Source organism: Ochrobactrum sp. MYb379 (assembly GCF_037479515.1).
Taxonomy (GTDB): Bacteria; Pseudomonadota; Alphaproteobacteria; order Rhizobiales; family Rhizobiaceae; genus Brucella.
On the sequence record NZ_JBBGYW010000001.1, the window covers coordinates 12962 to 32656 of the forward strand.

A 19695-nucleotide genomic window follows, 5' to 3' on the forward strand; every position below is an offset into this window, starting at 1 on the left:
CATGCTCGAAACTGCCCTGATCGAACGTTTTGCAGCCATCGTTGGCGACAAGAATGCGCTGACCGCGCCAGAAGACATTGCGCCTTTTATGATTGAGCAGCGCGATCTTTATCAGGGGCACTCGCCGCTGGTGCTGCGCCCCGCTTCGACGGAAGAAGTTTCTGCAGTCATGAAGCTTGCCAATGAAACTAAGACGCCAGTGGTTCCGCAGGGCGGCAATACCGGTCTTGTTGGTGGTCAGACGCCAGATCAGAGCAACACAGCAATCGTGCTGTCGCTGGGCCGCATGAACAAGGTGCGTGCGGTTGATCCGGTCGGCAATCTGGTAACTGTTGAAGCCGGTGTGATCCTGAAAAACCTTCAGGACGAAGCGCAGAAGGTCGGCCGTCTGTTCCCGCTGTCGCTTGGTGCCGAAGGTTCTTGTCAGGTTGGCGGTAATCTTGGTTCCAATGCAGGCGGCACCGCTGTTCTGGCCTATGGCAATATGCGCGAGCTTTGCCTTGGCCTTGAAGTGGTTCTGCCAAATGGCGAGATTCTCAACGATCTGCGCTATGTCAAGAAAGACAACACCGGCTACGACCTGAAAGACCTCTTCATCGGTTCTGAAGGCACGCTTGGCATCATCACTGCAGCCGTTTTGAAGATTTACCCGCAGCCAAAGGGCAAGGGCGTGGCCTATGCTGGTCTGCGCAGCCCGGAAGATGTGCTGCGCCTGTTCCAGCTTTCAACCGAACATGCAGGCCCATCGCTAACTGGCTTTGAATTGATGCCGCGCGTCGGTGTTGAGTTTACTATTGCCCATGTTGATGGTGTTCGTGATCCGTTGGAAAGCCCGCATGATTGGTATGTGCTGGTTGATATTTCCTCATCCCGTTCGGAAGATGATGCACGCACGACGCTTGAAACCATTCTGACCGAAGCGTTCGAGAATGACATCATTCAGGATGCGGCCATTGCTGAAAGCGTCGCACAGGCGCAGATGTTCTGGAAAATGCGTGAGGAAATGTCCTGGGCGCAGAAACCAGAAGGTGGCTCGATCAAGCACGACATTTCCGTGCCTGTCGCGAAAATCCCTGAATTCATTGCAGAAGCCAATGCAGCAACGCTGGAAATGATTCCGGGTTCGCGCATCGTTTGCTTCGGCCATATTGGCGACGGTAATCTGCACTATAACGTGTCGCAACCGATTGGTGCCGACAAGGAAGCATTCCTTGCGCGCTGGCACGAATTAAATCATCGCATTCACACAATTGTTGCGTCTTATACCGGATCGATCTCCGCAGAGCATGGTATCGGCGTGCTGAAACGCGAAGAGCTTGCCTTCTTCAAGCAGGACGTAGCGCTTGAATTGATGCGCCATATTAAGAAATCATTCGATCCCAATGGCATCATGAATCCGGGTAAAGTGCTGTAATTAAGAGCGCATCTCGAAAAGTGCGAAGCGGTTTTCGAGAAAGATGCGCGTGGAATCAAATGCTTATGCCACCGATCTGATTTTTTCAGATCGGTGGCATAAGCGAAATATGACGAAAACGAGGCGGGCAGGCAACTGTCCGCCTTTTCATTTATGTAAACGAAAATTAGCAAGAATTACCGAGTTCTTACAGCTGGTTGTAAAGCAGTAACCAAATGAAAAAGCAGGGAAAAGTTAACCTAACGCGTTAAGCGCCTCGGTAATAATCATCGCCTATTCTCTAAATCAACAAGAGCGAACATGCTCAAAAGAGAAGTCGGAATAACTGGCTCTCAACAAAACAGGCAGAGATAGACAGAGGCGTCGAAGATGATGAGCAACGGACAGAAGAAGCCAGAATGGGCAGGTCAGGAACTTCGGCTTGATCCTTTTCACCTTCCGCAGGTTGTGACTTACCCGGCAGAAGATTGCGATGCAGACGTGACATTCACCATCAGCGAACGTGGTGCGGTTATGCGTCAGATCCTGCCTTCGAGCGGTCTGCCGATGTCGATTGCGCTGCCGATCAATGCATTTGTGGGTGTGGTTGCCCGTGCTGTTGAAGATGAATTCGGCGAAATCACCGTAACGCTCGAACTGATGCATGAAGATCCACAGCTATCAGTGCCGCTGCTCGTCGCACATGATCTGGCTGATGTTGCTGCCGACTGGCGCGCATGGGCTGCAACTTTCAACCTGCCGATGATGCTGGTTGAAGAAGATGGTGTTGCGCGTCCGCTTTACGAAAGCACCGGCCCGGTTCGTACTGCTGAGCCACAGGCGCGCCGTCAGGGACAGGAACCACGTCGCCGTCGTCCGCGTTTTCTCGCACGTCGCAAGACCGGTTCACTGGGTGTTCGTATGGTGATCGAAGGTCGTGAGATTATTGCAAGGAACTAGAGCGCATCCCGAAAAGTGTGAAGCGGTTTTCGGAACAAGATGCGCGTAATAACGCATAAATCATCACATTCGCGTGTGAACACGTTCTCGTCGGATTTCTGTACTATCTAAGAATGAACGCGCCGCTTGGTGGTTGTCTGGAAAGACGAAGGACCTTTCCAGATATTAAAGGCCACGATGCCGGAGCAACAAATTGGCTGACCTCCAACAAAGCCACCCGGATGGTATTCCCATCCGGGTATTTTTTTGCCTGTTTATTTCTTGCGGCTGAGAAATGCCATCACGGCTTCACGCGCTTCATCCGAAGTTAGCCGTTCGGCAAAGTGTTTTGCTTCGCGTTGAATGCGATCAGCAACAGGCTCGGCAGGCATCCGCATCAGGCTGCGTGCAATCTGCATGGCTTGAGGGGGCTTTGCGGCGATTTCGTCTGCGGCTTGAATGACCTGTGCTTCAAGGTCGCTGCTTTCGACGATCTTATACACAATGCCAGCTTCAAGTGCGGCCTGTGCATCGAAACCATGGCCGACTGCCAGAAGTGCAAAGGCCTTTTGGTGCCCCATAAGCGGTGGTGCAAGCAGGCTGGATGCTGCTTCCGGTACAAGCCCCAGATCGACAAATGGTGTACGGAACAGTGCGTGGCTGGTGGCGAATGTCAAATCGCAATGTAGATGAATAGTTGTTCCGATACCAATCGCCAGACCATCGACGCCGGAGACAATTGGCTTCTTCGCGCTCGATAGAGCGGTGAGGAAGTCGAGGATTTCTTGTCCAAGGCTTCCGCCTGATGCAGCAGCCATGAAATCCTGCATGTCGTTGCCGGATGAAAATGCTCCCGGCACGCCAAGGAACACGTGCACCCGAACGGCGTCATCAGCATCACCATCGACAAGCGCCTTAGCCATGGTGGCATACATGGCGCGAGTGATAGCGTTTTTCTTGTCAGCTCGGTTCAGCAGGATAATCTGCACCGCATCTCTGCGTTCGATCAGAACATGTTCGCTCATATTCATCCCTCCAATGCGGATTTAGCGGCTGCAAGGCTGGATGCGCCTGTGATGACGGTGTCTTTGAGAGAAGACACTTCCGCCAGCATGTTTTCTGCAAAGAAGCGGCAGAGAGCTGCGCGGCCATTATCATCGCTGGTCAACGCTGCCCGCGCCAGATATGCGCCGCCAGCAGTCAACGAAAGCAGGCGCTGATAAGGTGTGGCACCAGCCAGTGCTTCCTCTGTGCGACCTTCGGCTGCTGCCTTTTGCAGCCATTCGGTTGCTTCGCGGGCTTCACTGATGGCAGTGGAGAGGCGTGATCCGGTTTCGCCTAGTTCAGGACGGTTCGAGGTCGTGGCCTTATCTGCTTCGTCCTGCAGCTCTGCAAAGAAGCCCTTGATATGCTCGCCATTGCCTAGCGGCAATTTGCGTAGCACAAGATCGATAGCTTGAATGCCGTTTGTACCTTCATAAATCGGGGTAATGCGGGCATCGCGCAGCAATTGTGCTGCACCTGTTTCCTCAATGAAGCCCATTCCGCCATGGATCTGCACACCAAGCGAGGCAACATCCACACCAACGTCAGTTGAAAAGCTTTTCGCCAAGGGTGTCAGAAGTCCCGCGCGTTCCGACCAGAATTGCTCGTCTGCGTCTTCAGTTGCATGGCTCATATCGATGGCATGGGCGCAGGAATAGGTGATCGCGCGAGCAACCTGCGTCAGCGCCTTCATAGTTAGCAACATCCGCTGCACGTCTGGATGCTCAATGATTGGGCTCATGCCGGCTTTCGGATCGCCACCAAGCGCGCGGCCCTGCCTGCGTTCTTTCGCATAGTTCAAAGCTTGCTGATAAGCGGCTTCCGCAACGCCTACGCCCTGAATGCCGACCAGCAGGCGGGCATTGTTCATCATGGTGAACATACAGGCGAGGCCGCGATTTTCTTCGCCAATCAAATAACCGACTGCGCCTGTTTCCTCTCCTTTCACAAAACCATCGCCATAGATCATGGTGCAGGTGGGGGAGGCGTGGATGCCCATCTTATGTTCAAGGCCAGAGCAGAACACGTCATTGCGACGTCCGAGCGAACCATTCGCATTGACGAGAAATTTAGGGACGAGAAACAGCGATATGCCTTTGGTGCCAGCAGGGGCATCGGGCAGGCGGGCTAGCACGAGATGAACGATGTTGTCGGTCAGGTCATGTTCACCATAGGTGATAAAAATCTTTTGGCCGAAGATGCGATAAGAGCCGTTATCGCTGCGCTCGGCGCGGGTGCGCAATGCTCCCACATCAGAACCCGCCTGCGGCTCGGTCAGGTTCATGGTGCCCATCCATTCGCCGGAAATGAGCTTTTCGAGATAAATATCTTTGAGTTCTTTAGAAGCGTGCTTTTCCAACGCTTCAACAGCGCCCATCGTGAGCGTGGGAGCAATGGCAAAAGCCAATGTGCCGGAATTCCACATTTCGCTGACAGCAACCGACATCATGGTCGGTAACCCCTGACCGCCATATTCGGTCGTACCGGTCAGCGAATTCCAGCCGCCTGCAATCCAGTCGGCATAAAGCTCTTTCCAACGGGGAGCGGTTGTGACAACGCCGTCTTTAACGCTCGCCCCGTGTTTGTCGCCGGGAATGCGAAGCGGTTCCACGCGCTCAGCGGCGAACTTGCCCGCTTCTTCCAGAATGGCTTCAGCCAGATCAGAGGAAAACTCGGGAAACCGATTGTCTGCGATTGCTTTTTCAAGGCCTGCGACTTTCATCAGTGTATGCGAAATTTCAGAAACCGGGGCGCGATACATCTTTCCTCCTAAACCTTCTCCTCAAAAGGCTACGAATTGCGTTTTCTCAATGCGCATCATTTCCAAAAGACGCTTCAAACCTATCGGGATGCACTTTGATATTCAGCAATTCGATCAGCCTTGGGGCTGGATATATTTAAAAGCTATCGGCTTATTACGTAAACGTCAATATTCGTGCAAAGAACTTATTATGATTTTGGTGGCTGGTTCGGAAATTATTCGCTTTGATCGCGTTCGAGGCGGGCCGCTCGAAGACGCGCAGTTTTCGCATCCACAGCGTCGCGTTCCGTTTTCATGATCGCTTTAGCCGCTTTGTCCGTGGTGGCGTTTTTCGCTTCGATTCTTGAAGGATTGGGCTTGAAGAGTGTGTCTTTGGTGAGGTTTTCGTTGTCGTTATCAGACATGGACGGTTCTCCCATCATTGCTGCAGTGCAGCGTCGCACGAGTGTGGTGGATTTGCAGTTCCTACCATTTGTGTTGCATTCACGTTTAGGAACTTCAAAACCTTAAGCCAAACTAGATTCAAAAGTTTACTAGTATGGCTCGCTCCAAGTGCTGCTTCCAAGTGATACGAATTTCAGGTTCGCGATACTCGGTGCGGTCATCACCGTTAAGGTGACAAATAAAAAGGCCGGGCATGGACCCGACCTTCATAAGTCTCAACAATCGATGCCAGTACATCCGTGGTCAAAGATTGGAGACAAATTTCTTAGCGCAATCACGCAAGCGGAGTTTTGAAACGCCGCTTGAATAATTATTAGAGCGCCTGCAGGTTTTCAGCTGCATTCTTGCCCGAACGGCGATCAGCAACGACGTCGAAGCTAACCTTCTGGCCTTCGTTGAGCGAGCTCAGGCCCGAACGTTCAACAGCAGAGATGTGAACGAACACGTCTACGCCGCCGTCATCAGGCTGAATGAAGCCGAAGCCTTTAGTTGAATTGAAGAATTTTACTGTTCCGTTTGCCATGTTGAATACCTTTCAAATCGCACGGTTAAAATATAATGATCCATACGGACCATCGCCGAATTTCACGAGTTTGAAAGAAGTACCGGGTGGCGAAAGAGGCACGCCGCAACATTCGAAAACAAAATCGATGAGACACATATATGCGGCAATTCGTACTTTTACAAGGCACTTTTCCGAAATTGAGAAAAATATTACGATAAGTACAAATTATAGGGATCCAATGAATACTGATTAACGTAATACAAAGGTAGTTTTTTAAACGTGCCTTATGTCTAAATGCTGTGTGAATGCTGATTTTCCTGTAAAGAATAGCCTCGTTCTTAATGAAATTTTCTTCGTATTCCTTTAACTCGTGAGAATGTTGAAAGGTGCTGATATATGACGCTCGTTCCGTATTTTCTCACTGTTAATCTTACGGTTTCGTGCGTTTTCATTCTGACATTCGCTTTTGTAGCTATGCAGGAGCGCAATTATGCTGCCCCGCGCTGGTTTACATTAGCGGCGATCGCGGCAGCACTCGTCTCAATATTCGGTTACTGGATTCCGGTTGCGATCAACGCGCGGCTGCTTGTCATCATTTCATTTGCGCTTTCAATGACGGCATTCCTGGCAGCCATTATCGGGTTGCAAAGTATTTACCGCCAGAAAATCGATTGGAAATTGATCGGTGGATTTTTCGTCGCCGCGATACTTTGCAATATGTTGATTTCAGAACTGCCGCGCACGTCGTTTCTGCATCGCTTTTTGTATCAGCTACCACTTTGTGTCGCGCAGCTTTTAATGATACGCGTGATTTATCGCTCCGGAATGCCGCGCCTCGCTGATAGGCTGATGATGGCACTCGCTGTTGTTGCCTGCCTTCATTACTTCTCGAAAGCTTTTCTAATCTCTGGTCCGGGTGCGGATATAAGGCCTGATGATCCAGCCAATACGATGCATGTGATTTTATCGCTCTCAATTGGCGTGTTTGTGCATGTCGTGCGTGGTTTGCTGCTGCTTCTGACCACTGTTTCTCACATGGTGGGGGAGGCGAGCGAGCAATCAGAGGTGGACGAACTTTCGCAGATTTATAACCGCCGCGGTTTTGACCGGCATGTTTCTCGCGTGCTGGCCCGCAAAGGTGCGCGTATTCGCTATTCGGTAATTATGAGCGATCTTGATTTCTTCAAACGCGTTAATGACACCTATGGTCACGATGGTGGTGATCGGGTGATCGCGGCCTTTGGCAAATTGCTTAACACGCAACTCCCCAAAACAGCAGTAGCTGCGCGTATGGGTGGTGAAGAGTTCGTGGTGTTTATTCCGGATGCGGATATGGAATCTGCCGAAAGCCTGGCGCAGAATTTGCGCGAATCTCTCAGCAAGTTACGATTTGCCGAAAAAGCACCCGATTGGGGGCCAACCGCAAGCTTTGGTGTCGCTGAACAGGTAGACGAGGAAAGCCTCTATGAGACGATGCGCCGTGCGGACTCGGCGCTGTATGATGCGAAGAATGCCGGTAGAAACCGGGTTCATATAGCGTGAGTTATTCGCCTGAGCGTTCGCGTTCAACAGCACGCCAGCCGATGTCAGAACGATAAAAGCCTTCCGGCCAGTTCACCTGCTTCACGGCGTCATAGGCTTTGCCCTGAGCTTCTGCCACAGTTTCAGCAATGGCTGTCACGTTGAGGACGCGGCCACCATTGGCGATGAGATTGCCGTCTTTTTCTGCCGTGCCAGCGTGGAAGACTTTCAGACCATCAATGCCGTCGAGCTTTTCGAGACCGCGAATGACGCTGCCCTTCTTCACGTTGGCGGGATAGCCTTCCGCAGCCATAACAACGGTCAGGGCTGGCTGGTCTTTCCATTCGAGTTTAACTTCATCAAGTTTGCCATCAACGGCTGCATTGATGAGGTCGAGCAGATCAGTTTCAAGGCGCATCATCAGCACCTGACATTCAGGATCACCAAAGCGGGTATTGTATTCAATGAGCTTCGGGCCGTCCTTGCCGATCATCAGGCCCAGGAACAGAACGCCCGAGAACGGTGCGCCAATTTCGGCCATACCCCGCATGGTGGGTTCAATCAGCTCGCGCATAGTGCGTTCAACGATTTCAGGCGTCATCACTGGCGCAGGCGCATAAGCACCCATGCCGCCGGTGTTCGGGCCGGTGTCGCCATCGCCAACGCGTTTGTGATCCTGTGCAGAGCCGAGCGAGAGGGCAGTCTTGCCATCGCAAATGCAGAAGAAGCTTGCTTCTTCGCCTTCAAGAAACTCCTCAACGACGACTTCAGCACCGGCAGAGCCAAATGCGCCTTCAAAGCACATATCAACGGCATCGAGCGCCTCATCGAGCGTCATAGCAACGACAACGCCTTTGCCTGCGGCAAGGCCGTCGGCTTTGACAACAATTGGCGTACCCATTTCGCGAATATAGGCTTTGGCTTTTGGCGCATTGTTGAAGCGGCCATAAGCGCCGGTCGGAATATCAAAACGGGCGCAGAGATCTTTGGTAAAGCCCTTTGAGCCTTCAAGCTGGGCGGCCAGCTTGGAAGGACCGAAGACGCGAATATTCGCAGCCTGAAGATCATCAGCAAGGCCTGCAACGAGTGGCGCTTCCGGGCCAACGACAACCAGATCAATCGCATTCTGCTTGGCAAAAGCAATGACAGCCGCGTGATCGGTCACGTCGAGCGACACCAATTCTGCATATTCGGCAATGCCGGGATTGCCCGGTGCGCAGTAGAGCTTTGTCAGCTTTTCGGATGCGGCGAGTTTCCATGCCAATGCGTGTTCGCGTCCACCCGAACCGATCAACAGAACTTTCATGCCTTGCTCCCTGCGCGTGAGATCAGTAAATGTTGTTTATACGGGTCTCTATTGCCCAACGCACGAGCGGGCAAGGGCAGTGCCGCGATTTTTGGATAAAAAGCGGTCGCACCGGCATAGTTTCAGGAAAGCAAGCAGTCATGCAGCAGTCAAAGCCCGATATGGGGCCGAATTCAGATGTTCAGTCGCGCGACACACGCGGACGTGTGAAGGATGCGCCATCAGGCCATTGGGTCTATCGCGTGCTTCCGCCATCGCTATGGCCTTATGCGCAGCTTGCGCGCTGGGATCGTCCGATTGGCTGGCAGCTTTTGCTATGGCCATGTTTCTGGTCAGCGGCTCTCGTGGCGGGTGCAGGTGCGCAACCAGGCGATGATGCATGGTCTGTGGTGCCATCCATCTGGCATCTCGTTTTATTTTTCGTCGGCTCTGTCGCGATGCGTGGTGCTGGCTGCACCTATAATGATCTCGCAGATCAGGACATTGACGATAAGGTGGACCGCACACGCTCGCGGCCGCTCCCGTCAGGTCAGGTGACGCGCAAACAGGCAAAAATATTCATTGTCTTGCAGGCTCTGGTTGGGCTGGCTGTTGTGCTGCAATTTAACTGGTTTACGATTGGCCTTGGCGTTGGATCGCTCGTGATAGTTGCGGCCTATCCCTTCATGAAGCGTATCACGAATCTGCCGCAACTGGTGCTCGGCCTTGCTTTTTCATGGGGCGCACTGATGGGCTGGGCGGCGGTTGAAGGCTCGCTCTCACTCTCGCCTGTGCTGCTTTATATCGGTGCGATCCTTTGGACGATTGGCTATGACACGATCTACGCCCATCAGGACAAGGAGGACGATGCGCTGGTCGGCGTCGGGTCGACGGCTCGTCTGTTTGGTAAACATACCAAAACGGCACTGCTGGTGCTTTATGGTGGAGCAATTGGCTTTTTCGCTGCGGCCTTTGCGGTTGCACAGGTGCCGATGCCAGCGCTTGCCGGACTGCTCGCAGCTGGCGTTCATCTTTACCGACAAATCATCGTGCTGGATATCGATAATCCTGACCAGTGCTTGCGTTTGTTTAAGTCGAACAACACGGTCGGCTGGCTGATTTTCTTGGGCCTCGTACTAGGAAGCCTATGGGTGGCATTAAAGCCGATGGTATAAAATGAGAGCGCATCCCGAAAAGTGTGAAGCGGTTTTCGGATCAAGATGCGCGTCAAAAAACATCTAAAAGGCCGCTGATTTCAGCGACCTTTTTCATTTTATGGATAGAGACGATCTTTGTGCCAGTCGCCTTCCGGCGTGTCGCGGGTAAATAACACGCGGTCATGCAAGCGGAAGGGGCGATCGTGCCAGAACTCGATGGAAACTGGGCGGATGCGGAAGCCCGACCAATGTTGAGGCCGAGGGATTTCACCAATCGCATAACGAGCCGTATATTCTGCAACAGCCTTTTCGAGCGCAAAGCGGCTTTCTAGCGGGCGCGACTGCTTTGAAGCCCATGCGCCGATACGGCTGCCACGCGGACGCGATGCATAATAAGCATCGGCTTCTTCGGCGCTAACCTTCTCAACAGGGCCACGCACGCGTACCTGACGACGCAGCGATTTCCAGTGAAAGCACATGGCTGCTTTTTCAGCAGACAGGATTTCCTGTCCCTTGGCACTTTCGTAATTGGTGTAGAAAACAAAGCCGTGCTCGTCGAAATCCTTGAGCAAAACCATACGCACATTCGGCAAACCATCCGGATCAACGGTGGCGAGTGCCAATGCGTTTGGGTCGTTAATTTCGCTTTTGGTGGCGTCATTTAGCCATTGCGCAAAAAGCTCGAACGGTTCGGAGTTCTGGGTGAAGTCGTCGCTAGTATCGGTCATTTTCTGCTATTTCATATCTTCATGAAAGTGTGTGGAAGCGAACTTCGTCCATATCACGCATTTTGTCTATTGTTTTGCTGGGATTTTGCGCAGATGAGCAGATTTTGAGCGTTGTTCTTTGGTAGTGATTTGTTTACCCTGCCTGCGAACCGCTTGTTAACTCCATATCCCCCATATTCATTGCATCTTTAGGATGTACTTAAGGGAAGACCCGTTGGCCGCTGGACTTGCTCGCCGCGAGAAAAATGATGTGATCTGCAATCGAAGCATGGCTCTGATCCGCCATGTGGCCCTCGCTGCCGTCATGGTTTCGCTCGCAGGTTGTGCGATGGGCGGAGTTGGCATCGACAAAGCGGTTCCTGATTCCTCGACCATCACCGGCTCTATAAAGTCCGTCGAAAAAGACGAGACGGATAATGGCAAGCGTTCCGACCAGTCCACGATCAAGAGCATTGTTTCAGCACTGAACTTTACGCAATGGGGTAAGAACCCGGTTCCTTGGGCTAATCCCGATACCGGCAGTCAGGGTGCCATAACCACCATTGCCGAAACGAAAGCCAACGATACGCTTTGCCGACAGTTTGAGACATCGCGTGAAGCTTTTGACGGCGTTTCGATCTATCGTGGTGAAACCTGTATGCAGCGCGGCGGTGAGTGGACATTAACCTCATTTGCACCGCTTTAGGTTTTTTAGTACTCCACACGCGCTATTACTCTGGAAGTTTTAAGCCTTAGTACTCATATTACGGCAAAGTGAGTCTAACGGCTGATAAATCAGTCATTTTCCCGAATGAGGACTATATGCGCGATCCCTATAGCGTGTTGGGCGTCGCCAAAACGGCGAAGCCCGAAGAAATAAAATCGGCTTTCCGCAAGCTGGCCAAGAAATACCATCCGGATCAGAATCAAAATGATCCGAAAGCGCAAGAGCGCTTTTCCGAAATCAATCAGGCCTATGAGATTGTCGGCGATAAAGACAAGCGCGGCCAGTTTGACCGGGGCGAAATCGATGCCGAAGGCAAGCAAGCCTTTCAAGGTTTTGCCGGGCAGGGTGGCCATTCTGGATTTGGTGGCGGCGGCGATCCGTTCGCAGGCTTTCGTCAGCGTGGCGGTGGTCAGCAGGGTGGTTTCGGCGGCGGTGCCGAAGACATTCTCAATGATATATTCGGTGGCGCTTTTGGCGGCGGCGGCGGTGGTCGTGCACGTCAGCGTGGTCCTATCAAGGGCGACGATTTGGCTGCTTCGATCAATATCACGCTTGAACAAGCTGCCGGTGCTGACAAGGTTGAGGCCGTTTTTCCGAATGGCAAACACCTGAAAATCAAGCTGCCGCAGTTTGTCGAAGATGGTCAGACCATTCGCCTGAAAGGTCAGGGCGAGCATGTTGTCGGCGGTACGCCGGGCGATGCGCTGGTGACGATCCATTTCAAGCCAAGCGCGCGCTTTAAACTCGAAGGCCGCGATGTGCATGTCGATTTGCCGGTCGAACTTGCAGACGCAGCGCTAGGTGGCAAGGCGGAAGTTGAAACGCTCAGCGGTCGTATCGCAGTCAAAGTGCCCGCATGGTCGAGCTCGGATAAGGTTTTGCGTCTTAAGGGCAAGGGTCTGCCGCTCAAAGCTGGTGGCCATGGCGATCTTTATGTTCATGTTCGCATCATGTTGCCCGAAGGCGGCGATGCAGAACTTGAAGAGTTTCTCAAGAAACGCAAAGGCGACTAACAAGCTTTTGCCGCATCAACTGTAACCGGATCGCTGCACTGCGCGGCGATCCGTCGCTTGCAATCTATAATACCCGGCTTTTTGTGCGCAATTGCTTGAAGCCTGTGCAATGCTGTGCGATAGGGCATCTAGTTGATTATATTTCGATGAGGACCCTTAATGACCGCAAAGTCAGGTTTGTTGCAGGGCAAGCGCGGATTGATTCTGGGCGTAGCCAACAACCGTTCTATCGCCTGGGGCATTGCCAAGGCCGCTCGTGAAGCTGGTGCTGAACTCGCATTCACCTATCAGGGTGATGCGCTGAAGAAGCGTGTCGAGCCGCTGGCCGAAGAACTGGATGCTTTTGTTGCCGGACATTGCGATGTTGCTGACGGTGCAAGCATTGATGCTGTTTTTGAAGCACTGGAAAAGAAGTGGGGCAAGCTCGACTTCGTCGTTCACGCCATTGGTTTCTCCGATAAGGATGAACTGACGGGCCGTTATGTCGACACGTCAGAAGCCAATTTCCAGAACACTATGCTTATTTCGGTTTATTCGCTGACCGCGATTTCGCGTCGTGCGGAAAAGCTGATGAATGATGGTGGTTCGATTCTTACGCTGACCTATTATGGCGCTGAAAAAGTTATGCCGAATTACAACGTCATGGGCGTTGCAAAGGCAGCTCTTGAAGCAAGCGTGAAGTATCTGGCCGTTGACCTTGGACCGCAGAACATTCGCGTGAATGCGATTTCGGCAGGTCCGATCAAGACCCTGGCAGCTTCGGGCATTGGCGATTTCCGCTATATTCTTAAGTGGAACGAATATAATGCGCCGCTGCGCCGCACGGTTACGATTGATGAAGTGGGCGATGTTGGCCTTTACTTCCTCTCTGACCTCTCGCGCTCGGTCACAGGTGAAGTCCACCACGCCGACAGCGGTTATCATGTCATTGGCATGAAAGCAGTTGACGCGCCGGACATCTCGGTCATCAAAGACTGATCTGAACATTCCAAAATCCCGAAAAGTTGACCGACTTTTCGGGATTTTTCTTTGTCTCTTCATCGCCGAAGGGGCTATTCAAAATAGAATTACTTGCAGACAGAGGTGTGATTTTGGCCCGCGAGATCATCTATTTTTCGCGTCATGGTGAGACGGACTGGAATGTTGCACAGCGCATTCAGGGGCAGCTTGATATTGACATCAATGCCCATGGCCGCACACAGGCGGACCGAAACGGCGATATGCTGAAATCTCTGATCGGCGATGGTGCCGGTTACGATTTTGTCGCAAGCCCGCTGCGCCGCACGCGTGAAACCATGGAGCGTATTCGTCTGCGCATGGGCCTTGATCCTTATGATTTCCGCACTGACCCGCAATTGATGGAAGTGAATTTCGGCGATTGGCAGGGCTTCATGATGGAAGACATTGCCAAAGAGCGAGAAGACCTTCTCGATGCCCGCGCTCAGGATAAGTGGAACTTCATACCGCCAGGCGAGACTGCTGAAAGCTACATGCGCCTGTCACAACGCATTGGCCGCTGGGTCGAAGCGGTGGAATGGCCAACGGTCTGCGTGACGCATGGCGGCTGCATTCGCACGTTGTTCTATCTTTACGGCAATATGGACGGCCATGCTGCCGCCAATCTGTCGATCCCGCAGGATAAGATTCTGAAATTCGAGAACAACAAGCTTGAGTGGGTCTGAGTGAGCTCAGACCTTGTTTCAAGCAAGTCCTGTGTGTGATTCTGCAGGTCTGTCTTTTGGTTTGATGCCAGCCTGCGCCAATGTCCGGTCGAGAAGCTGTTCATAGATGGGCTTGCCGCCAATCCATTGCGCAACGAGATTGGCTGTGAGGCAGGTGGCAATCAGCGGCATTGCCATGCCATAGGCGCCCGTGAGTTCGAGCGTCAGAACAACGCCGACAATTGGTGCGCGAACCGATGCCGTAAACAGCCCGCCCATAGCCGCTATGGCAAATGCCAGAGGCATGATGCCTGCATCAGGCAGAAGCACGCTGATGATGCCTGCAAATGCAAGCCCAACACACGTCGCCAATGTGAGCATGGGCGCAAAAATACCGCCCGGAACGCCGGTGGAATAACTGCCAACCATCGTGAAATAGCGCGCAAAAGCCAGTAGGAGCAGAAGTGCCAGGCCGGTTTTCTGGTGAGCAAGCTGCATGATAATATGCTCGCCGCCGGTAACCGAATAAGGCAGCACAATGAAGAGTGCGCCCACGCATAGCCCGATAATTGCCGGATAAAGATATGGCACGCGATTATGCATTCGGGCTGCGAAATCAACCGCCCACATGATGCCACCATTGAGCGCCACTCCAACGAAGCCAAGCAGACAGCCGAGCAACACAAAGGCGGGGAGATGTTCAAGTGCTGCTTTTACATCCGGCATTGACATATCGGGTGCGGTACCGCCGATGATTTGCGTCATGACGGTTGCGAGAAGAGCAGCAGCGATCACGCCCATATAGGTGCGGAATGTGTAAGGAAACTGCTTGTGGGTTTCCTCCACGATAAACAGCACACCAGCCAACGGCGCATTAAAGGCGCAGGCAAGACCCGCAGCTGCACCAGCCGCCAGAATGCCGCGCCGTTCAGTTTCGCTGACTTTGAAGAAATCTGTGATCGCGGCACCAAGCGACGCGCCAATGTGGATGGTCGGGCCTTCACGCCCAAGAACGAGGCCGGACGAAATCGATGTGATGCCCATGAGAAATTTCACAGGCAGCACACGCCGCCAGCGCACCTCACGCAAACCTTCCATCGCGCCTTCAATTTCCTGAACACCACTGCCGCCAGCCTCGGGCGCAAAACGGCGAACGATGAAAACCGCAAGCACTGTGCAGCACATTGTAAACAGTGCTGCCGCAACGATAAGAGGTGTTCCGGTGATGTATTGGCCTAGCTTTTGCGGCCATGTCATCAGTGCATCAATGATGAGATGAAAATATGACCCTACAGTTCCAGTGAGTATTCCAGTCAGGGCAGCGAAGAATACATAGCGTGCCTGCGCTGATCTGTTTCCCGGCCTGTCGAGTGATTTTATCGGATCATCCATCGATGCTTGCCCCAATATGCAATACTCGGCCTGACCGGATTATTGGAGGCCCCCATCTCTCGGACACAAACAGACTCGCCCCTAAAAGTCTAGCAACGACATGGTTTGCGGCGAGCTGATTTGCCATTTGGCAAAATTATGCTATCTTTCCGCCATAAGGAAGGTGTGGCATGGAACTTCAGCCGATCAGTATCACGCCAGCAGGCACTCTGACGAATGCGATTACCAGTGAGGAAGCGGGCGCTTTGGCACGCACAACGGTTAATCTGCTGAGGGTCTGGAAGCTCTCGGATGGAGAAGCGTGTATATTGTTGGGCGATATGTCGCCGCGCACATGGGCGCGATGGAAAGACGGCACTATTGGCCGGATTGATCGCGACCTACGGATGCGTATGGCGCATCTGATGGGTATTCATAAAGGCCTGCGCTATATGTTCCGCGATGCCGCACGCGGTTATGCGTGGATCAGAAAGCCCAATGACGCTTTTGGCGGCCTTTCGGCGCTTGATCTTATGCTGCGGGGCGAAATTTCTGATCTCGCTGCCCTTCGCGAATGGCTCAATGCGGAGCGCGGCGCGTGGTAAGCGGATTGGCGCAAAAGCGACATGTTGATTGGCCGCAGACGTTTCGCATCATTCGGTCCATTCATCCGCCGATTGATCTGTTTGAAGATATTGCCGACCCGCGCGACTGGGAGGCACTGGCCTCAGTCGAGGAAAAAACCAATCCGCGTATTCGTTTTGAGATCGGTGATTTGGGCAAGGTTCCTGCTGAGCGGCGCGTCGTAGGGCAGGGCGCAACCTACGTCATGGCGCCTTTTGTGCATTGTTCGACGACGCGTCCGGGGCGTTTCAGCGATGGCAGTTATGGCATTTATTATGCTGCTGATCGCGAAGATGTGGCGGTGGCTGAAACCATTCATCACCATGAAAAATTCATGCGTGCAACCAGTGAAGAACCCGGCTGGACCTCAGATTTTCGCGTGCTTATCGGCAGCGTGGATAGAGAACTGGACGACGTGAGCGCAGTTCCGGGCGTGCTTAATCCTGTTGATTATGCAGCGTCTCATGTCGAGGGAAGAGATCTGCGCGCAAGCGGAAGTCATGGGCTTTTATGGCCAAGTGTACGGATGCGCGGTGGCTCTTGTATTGGGATTTTTTGGCCGAATGTTATAACGATTCCTGTTCAGGGACGGCATTACAGCTATCACTGGAATGGAACCCGCGTCGATTATGTTCGTCAATACGACACGGGCACAATTTTATCCGTCGTTTAAGTTTACGGCGCTTCCTGAATGTCGGTGATGAAGCGCGTATTGTCGGCTTCATCGTAAAGAATGATAACCTTCATGCCTTTGTTAATGGCGGAATAATCAAACTCGCCCGGCAGCTTATAGGTCTTGCCGTCATCAAGCGTAATTGTTTCTTTGTCTTGATTGATGCCAGTGATCTTGCCTTCGACATCATCTGCCATTGCGACAGTCGAAAAGAGCGAAGCAATGATAAAGAGCAGTCCCACAATATATTGCATGGGTGCCATCCTCCATTTGGGTGCCCGACCGTCCATTGACTGATTCGACACGAATTGCATTTTGCGATTGTTCCCTGATTTTTTTAGCAAACACTAAGAGCTGAAACTGAGGGAAGCAACTTCATTTGTGGCCGTATTTTAGCTGGTGGAATGTGTCAAAAAGAATGCGGCATGTGGATGATCTGATGGAAATTTTGCGATCCTGATGCGCTATTCCCAGCAATAATTTGACCGTTGCTCAAAAGGCCAATAAAACCGCCCCATATCTTGCCGGAAAAGGCGCTCCGTAATCAGGCTTAGCTCATGTCTCATAACAGTTTCGGTCATTTGTTCCGCGTAACCACCTGGGGTGAAAGCCATGGTATTGCGCTTGGTTGTGTCGTGGATGGTTGCCCTCCCGGCATCACATTTACCGAGGCCGAAATTCAGTCCTATCTCGATAAACGGAAGCCGGGTCAGTCAAAATATACGACGCAGCGCCGCGAACCGGATCAGGTGCGCGTGTTGTCCGGTGTTCTTTTGGGCGACGATGGCGTTACCATGACCACGACAGGTACGCCGATTTCGATGATGATCGAAAATACTGATCAGCGCTCCAAGGACTATGGCGATATTGCAAGCCAGTACCGTCCGGGTCATGCTGACTATGCCTATGACGTGAAATACGGCATTCGTGATTTTCGCGGTGGTGGACGTTCTTCGGCGCGCGAAACAGCGGCACGCGTTGCAGCCGGTGCCATTGCGCGCAAAGTTGTCCCGGGCTTGCAGGTGCGTGGTGCGCTGGTTTCGATGGGCGTTCACGACATTGATCGCTCGCGCTGGGACTGGAACGAAGTCGATAACAACCCGTTCTTCACGCCGGATGCGGGTTCGGTCGAGGTATTTGCAGAATATCTCGATGGTATCCGCAAGAATGGGTCTTCCATCGGTGCGATTATTGAAATCGTGGCGGAAGGTGTTCCTGCCGGTATCGGTGCGCCGATCTATGGCAAGCTTGATCAAGATATTGCAAGTTATCTGATGTCGATCAATGCCGTGAAAGGCGTTGAGATAGGCAATGGTTTTGAAGCTGCACGTCTGACTGGCGAAGAAAATGCCGATGAAATGCGGATCGGCAATGATGGCCAGCCTGTATTTCTGTCTAATCATGCGGGCGGTGTTCTGGGCGGCATCGCAACTGGTGCGCCGGTTGTCTCGCGTTTTGCAGTGAAGCCAACATCGTCGATCCTAACGCCGCGCAAGTCAATTGATGCGCAGGGCAAGGAAGTGGATGTGATGACCAAGGGTCGCCATGATCCATGTGTGGGTATTCGTGCTGTGCCGATTGGCGAAGCGATGGTCGCTTGCGCCATTGCTGATCATTATCTGCGCCATCGTGGGCAGACAGGACGCGTATAAAATATTCAGAGACGAGTTTCAGGAACTGAGGGCCGGTTTTCGACTGAAACTGAGGGACAAAGATTGAGGCTGAAATGAGCTATAATCAGAAACAGGTCGTTGATGCGCTGCGGGCTTTTGAACGCGGTGAAATCGTTGTGGTCATGGATGATGACGGGCGCGAGAATGAAGGTGACCTGATCGTCGCCGCTGTTCATTGCACCCCGGAAAAGATGGCGTTCATAGTGCGCTATACGTCGGGGATCGTCTGCACACCGATGCCACGTGAGGAAGCCAAGCGCCTCAACCTCGCACCGATGGTTGCCGAAAACGAATCGGCTCACACGACTGCTTTTACGGTCACGGTTGATTATCGTCATGGCACCACGACAGGCATTTCTGCTGATGATCGCACGCTTACGGTTCGCAATCTAGCAAACCCGAATGCTGGTGCTTCCGATTTCGTGCGTCCCGGCCATATCTTCCCGCTGATCGCACGTGAGGGCGGTGTTCTGATGCGTTCCGGTCATACGGAGGCAGCTGTCGATCTTTGCAAGCTCGCAAACTTGCCGCCAATTGGCGTGATCTGCGAGCTTATCAATGATGATGGCACCGTTATGCGTGGTCCTGACGTAACGAGCTTTGCAGAACAGCATAAGCTGCATCGCGTCACGGTGGCTGATCTTATTGCCTATCGTCAGCGCAAGGAAACATTGGTTAAGCGTATCGGCGATGCTGCAATTGATACCTGCGCAGGTCCGGCCCATGCCTATACTTACGAGCTTCCATGGGAGCCGATGCAGCATGTGGCTGTCGTCTTTGGTGACATTCGCGACGGCGAAGAAGTGCCTGTGCGCTTGCATCGCGAAGATGTGCTGAGCGATGTGTTCGGCAATGGCGGCAGCAATCTCGACGAGATCATGAAACGCATGGGCAAAGAAGGCCGTGGCGTGCTGGTTTACTTGCGTGAAGATTCGGTAGGCGTGCGCTCTGATCATCGCGATGCGCGGGCGCGTGAAGCTTTGCTTGGCGAGCAGGAAGCCCATGCGGAAGCTGTGGCGCGTGAAGAAGAATGGCGTCAGATTGGCTTGGGTGCGCAGATCCTGAAAGATCTCGGCATTACTTCAATTGTGCTGCTGGCTTCGCGTGAGCGTCACTATGTTGGTCTTGAAGGTTTCGGCATCAATATCTCGCGCACGGAAATCATCTGACACAGTGTTGTTGGCTAAGGATGCTAG

The 19695-nt window shown here is 52.7% G+C and carries 20 protein-coding genes; 12 read left to right on the plus strand and 8 right to left on the minus strand.

The window, feature by feature from the left end:
• The first annotated feature begins 1 nt into the window (after nucleotide 1).
• Both WH356_RS00070 and WH356_RS00075 read left to right on the plus strand, forming a co-directional pair.
• Nucleotides 2-1414 carry an FAD-binding oxidoreductase gene (locus WH356_RS00070; protein WP_339507952.1) on the plus strand — a complete coding sequence of 471 codons (1413 nt, stop codon included), beginning with the start codon at nucleotides 2-4 and terminating at the stop codon, nucleotides 1412-1414.
• A 369-nt stretch (nucleotides 1415-1783) separates the two neighbouring features.
• Nucleotides 1784-2353, plus strand: a complete 570-nt coding sequence (locus tag WH356_RS00075; protein ID WP_339507953.1) for a DUF6101 family protein — start codon at nucleotides 1784-1786, stop codon at nucleotides 2351-2353.
• 254 nt (nucleotides 2354-2607) lie between these two features.
• Here WH356_RS00075 and WH356_RS00080 read toward each other — a convergent pair whose 3' ends face one another.
• From WH356_RS00080 to WH356_RS00095, 4 genes are all read right to left on the minus strand, one after another.
• Nucleotides 2608-3357: a crotonase/enoyl-CoA hydratase family protein gene (locus tag WH356_RS00080; RefSeq protein ID WP_339507954.1), complete on the minus strand. Its 750-nt coding sequence runs from the start codon at nucleotides 3355-3357 to the stop codon at nucleotides 2608-2610.
• A 2-nt stretch (nucleotides 3358-3359) separates the two neighbouring features.
• Nucleotides 3360-5138, minus strand: coding sequence for an acyl-CoA dehydrogenase (locus tag WH356_RS00085; protein WP_339507955.1), 1779 nt, complete (start codon nucleotides 5136-5138; stop codon nucleotides 3360-3362).
• A gap of 215 nt (nucleotides 5139-5353) precedes the next feature.
• On the minus strand, nucleotides 5354-5542 hold the full coding sequence (locus WH356_RS00090; protein ID WP_339507956.1) for a hypothetical protein: 189 nt from the start codon (nucleotides 5540-5542) through the stop codon (nucleotides 5354-5356).
• Nucleotides 5543-5895: 353 nt separating this feature from the next.
• Entirely contained in the window at nucleotides 5896-6105 is a 210-nt protein-coding gene (locus WH356_RS00095) for a cold-shock protein (protein ID WP_094506436.1), read from the minus strand.
• Between the two features lie 378 nt (nucleotides 6106-6483).
• Between WH356_RS00095 and WH356_RS00100 the strand changes: the two genes are divergently transcribed.
• Nucleotides 6484-7629 (plus strand): GGDEF domain-containing protein, encoded by a 1146-nt coding sequence (locus WH356_RS00100; RefSeq protein ID WP_339507959.1) that lies wholly within the window; start codon nucleotides 6484-6486, stop codon nucleotides 7627-7629.
• Between the two features lies 1 nt (nucleotide 7630).
• Here WH356_RS00100 and purD read toward each other — a convergent pair whose 3' ends face one another.
• Nucleotides 7631-8914 carry a phosphoribosylamine--glycine ligase gene (gene purD / locus WH356_RS00105; RefSeq protein WP_339507960.1) on the minus strand — a complete coding sequence of 428 codons (1284 nt, stop codon included), beginning with the start codon at nucleotides 8912-8914 and terminating at the stop codon, nucleotides 7631-7633.
• Nucleotides 8915-9075: 161 nt separating this feature from the next.
• Here purD and ubiA point away from each other — a divergent pair, with 161 nt between their 5' ends.
• Nucleotides 9076-10068 (plus strand): 4-hydroxybenzoate octaprenyltransferase, encoded by a 993-nt coding sequence (gene ubiA / locus WH356_RS00110; RefSeq protein WP_421565393.1) that lies wholly within the window; start codon nucleotides 9076-9078, stop codon nucleotides 10066-10068.
• Between the two features lie 98 nt (nucleotides 10069-10166).
• Here ubiA and pdxH read toward each other — a convergent pair whose 3' ends face one another.
• Complete coding sequence (pdxH, locus tag WH356_RS00115) at nucleotides 10167-10778, minus strand: pyridoxamine 5'-phosphate oxidase (protein ID WP_339507963.1); 612 nt, start codon at nucleotides 10776-10778, stop codon at nucleotides 10167-10169.
• Between the two features lie 214 nt (nucleotides 10779-10992).
• Between pdxH and WH356_RS00120 the strand changes: the two genes are divergently transcribed.
• From WH356_RS00120 to WH356_RS00135, 4 genes are all read left to right on the plus strand, one after another.
• A complete protein-coding gene (locus tag WH356_RS00120) occupies nucleotides 10993-11463 on the plus strand; it encodes an RT0821/Lpp0805 family surface protein (protein ID WP_421565309.1) in 471 nt (156 codons plus the stop codon).
• Nucleotides 11464-11579: 116 nt separating this feature from the next.
• Nucleotides 11580-12497, plus strand: a complete 918-nt coding sequence (locus WH356_RS00125) for a DnaJ C-terminal domain-containing protein (RefSeq protein WP_339507964.1) — start codon at nucleotides 11580-11582, stop codon at nucleotides 12495-12497.
• Between the two features lie 159 nt (nucleotides 12498-12656).
• A complete protein-coding gene (fabI, locus tag WH356_RS00130) occupies nucleotides 12657-13475 on the plus strand; it encodes an enoyl-ACP reductase FabI (RefSeq protein ID WP_250040211.1) in 819 nt (272 codons plus the stop codon).
• Between the two features lie 113 nt (nucleotides 13476-13588).
• Entirely contained in the window at nucleotides 13589-14179 is a 591-nt protein-coding gene (locus WH356_RS00135) for a histidine phosphatase family protein (protein ID WP_339507965.1), read from the plus strand.
• An 18-nt stretch (nucleotides 14180-14197) separates the two neighbouring features.
• Here the strand turns inward: WH356_RS00135 and clcA are convergent, their stop codons facing one another.
• On the minus strand, nucleotides 14198-15550 hold the full coding sequence (gene clcA / locus WH356_RS00140) for a H(+)/Cl(-) exchange transporter ClcA (RefSeq protein ID WP_339507967.1): 1353 nt from the start codon (nucleotides 15548-15550) through the stop codon (nucleotides 14198-14200).
• 170 nt (nucleotides 15551-15720) lie between these two features.
• On the opposite strand from clcA, the gene WH356_RS00145 reads away from it, so the two are divergent.
• Nucleotides 15721-16134 (plus strand): MbcA/ParS/Xre antitoxin family protein, encoded by a 414-nt coding sequence (locus WH356_RS00145; protein ID WP_339507968.1) that lies wholly within the window; start codon nucleotides 15721-15723, stop codon nucleotides 16132-16134.
• On the plus strand, nucleotides 16128-16826 hold the full coding sequence (locus WH356_RS00150; RefSeq protein ID WP_339507969.1) for an RES family NAD+ phosphorylase: 699 nt from the start codon (nucleotides 16128-16130) through the stop codon (nucleotides 16824-16826). Before WH356_RS00145 ends, WH356_RS00150 begins: the two co-directional genes overlap by 7 nt.
• Nucleotides 16827-16828: 2 nt before the next feature.
• Here the strand turns inward: WH356_RS00150 and WH356_RS00155 are convergent, their stop codons facing one another.
• Nucleotides 16829-17080, minus strand: a complete 252-nt coding sequence (locus tag WH356_RS00155) for a DUF1344 domain-containing protein (RefSeq protein ID WP_250040220.1) — start codon at nucleotides 17078-17080, stop codon at nucleotides 16829-16831.
• Nucleotides 17081-17383: 303 nt separating this feature from the next.
• On the opposite strand from WH356_RS00155, the gene aroC reads away from it, so the two are divergent.
• The gene (gene aroC, locus WH356_RS00160) at nucleotides 17384-18478 is read left to right on the plus strand and encodes a chorismate synthase (RefSeq protein WP_339507971.1); all 1095 of its coding nucleotides are present in this window, start codon (nucleotides 17384-17386) and stop codon (nucleotides 18476-18478) included.
• A 74-nt stretch (nucleotides 18479-18552) separates the two neighbouring features.
• On the plus strand, nucleotides 18553-19668 hold the full coding sequence (gene ribB, locus WH356_RS00165; RefSeq protein ID WP_339507973.1) for a 3,4-dihydroxy-2-butanone-4-phosphate synthase: 1116 nt from the start codon (nucleotides 18553-18555) through the stop codon (nucleotides 19666-19668).
• The last annotated feature ends 27 nt before the right edge of the window (nucleotides 19669-19695 follow it).

Coding starts and splice junctions, on each gene's coding strand:
- WH356_RS00125 (WP_339507964.1), top strand. CDS start 11,580: ATGCGCGATCCCTATAGCGTGTTGGGCGTCGCCAAAACGGCGAAGCCC.
- WH356_RS00145 (WP_339507968.1), top strand. CDS start 15,721: ATGGAACTTCAGCCGATCAGTATCACGCCAGCAGGCACTCTGACGAAT.
- WH356_RS00085 (WP_339507955.1), bottom strand. CDS start 5,138: ATGTATCGCGCCCCGGTTTCTGAAATTTCGCATACACTGATGAAAGTC.
- WH356_RS00070 (WP_339507952.1), top strand. CDS start 2: ATGCTCGAAACTGCCCTGATCGAACGTTTTGCAGCCATCGTTGGCGAC.
- pdxH (WP_339507963.1), bottom strand. CDS start 10,778: ATGACCGATACTAGCGACGACTTCACCCAGAACTCCGAACCGTTCGAG.
- WH356_RS00080 (WP_339507954.1), bottom strand. CDS start 3,357: ATGAGCGAACATGTTCTGATCGAACGCAGAGATGCGGTGCAGATTATC.
- WH356_RS00100 (WP_339507959.1), top strand. CDS start 6,484: ATGACGCTCGTTCCGTATTTTCTCACTGTTAATCTTACGGTTTCGTGC.
- fabI (WP_250040211.1), top strand. CDS start 12,657: ATGACCGCAAAGTCAGGTTTGTTGCAGGGCAAGCGCGGATTGATTCTG.
- WH356_RS00075 (WP_339507953.1), top strand. CDS start 1,784: ATGATGAGCAACGGACAGAAGAAGCCAGAATGGGCAGGTCAGGAACTT.
- aroC (WP_339507971.1), top strand. CDS start 17,384: ATGTCTCATAACAGTTTCGGTCATTTGTTCCGCGTAACCACCTGGGGT.
- WH356_RS00095 (WP_094506436.1), bottom strand. CDS start 6,105: ATGGCAAACGGAACAGTAAAATTCTTCAATTCAACTAAAGGCTTCGGC.
- ubiA (WP_421565393.1), top strand. CDS start 9,076: ATGGGGCCGAATTCAGATGTTCAGTCGCGCGACACACGCGGACGTGTG.
- clcA (WP_339507967.1), bottom strand. CDS start 15,550: ATGGATGATCCGATAAAATCACTCGACAGGCCGGGAAACAGATCAGCG.
- WH356_RS00090 (WP_339507956.1), bottom strand. CDS start 5,542: ATGTCTGATAACGACAACGAAAACCTCACCAAAGACACACTCTTCAAG.
- WH356_RS00155 (WP_250040220.1), bottom strand. CDS start 17,080: ATGCAATATATTGTGGGACTGCTCTTTATCATTGCTTCGCTCTTTTCG.
- ribB (WP_339507973.1), top strand. CDS start 18,553: ATGAGCTATAATCAGAAACAGGTCGTTGATGCGCTGCGGGCTTTTGAA.
- purD (WP_339507960.1), bottom strand. CDS start 8,914: ATGAAAGTTCTGTTGATCGGTTCGGGTGGACGCGAACACGCATTGGCA.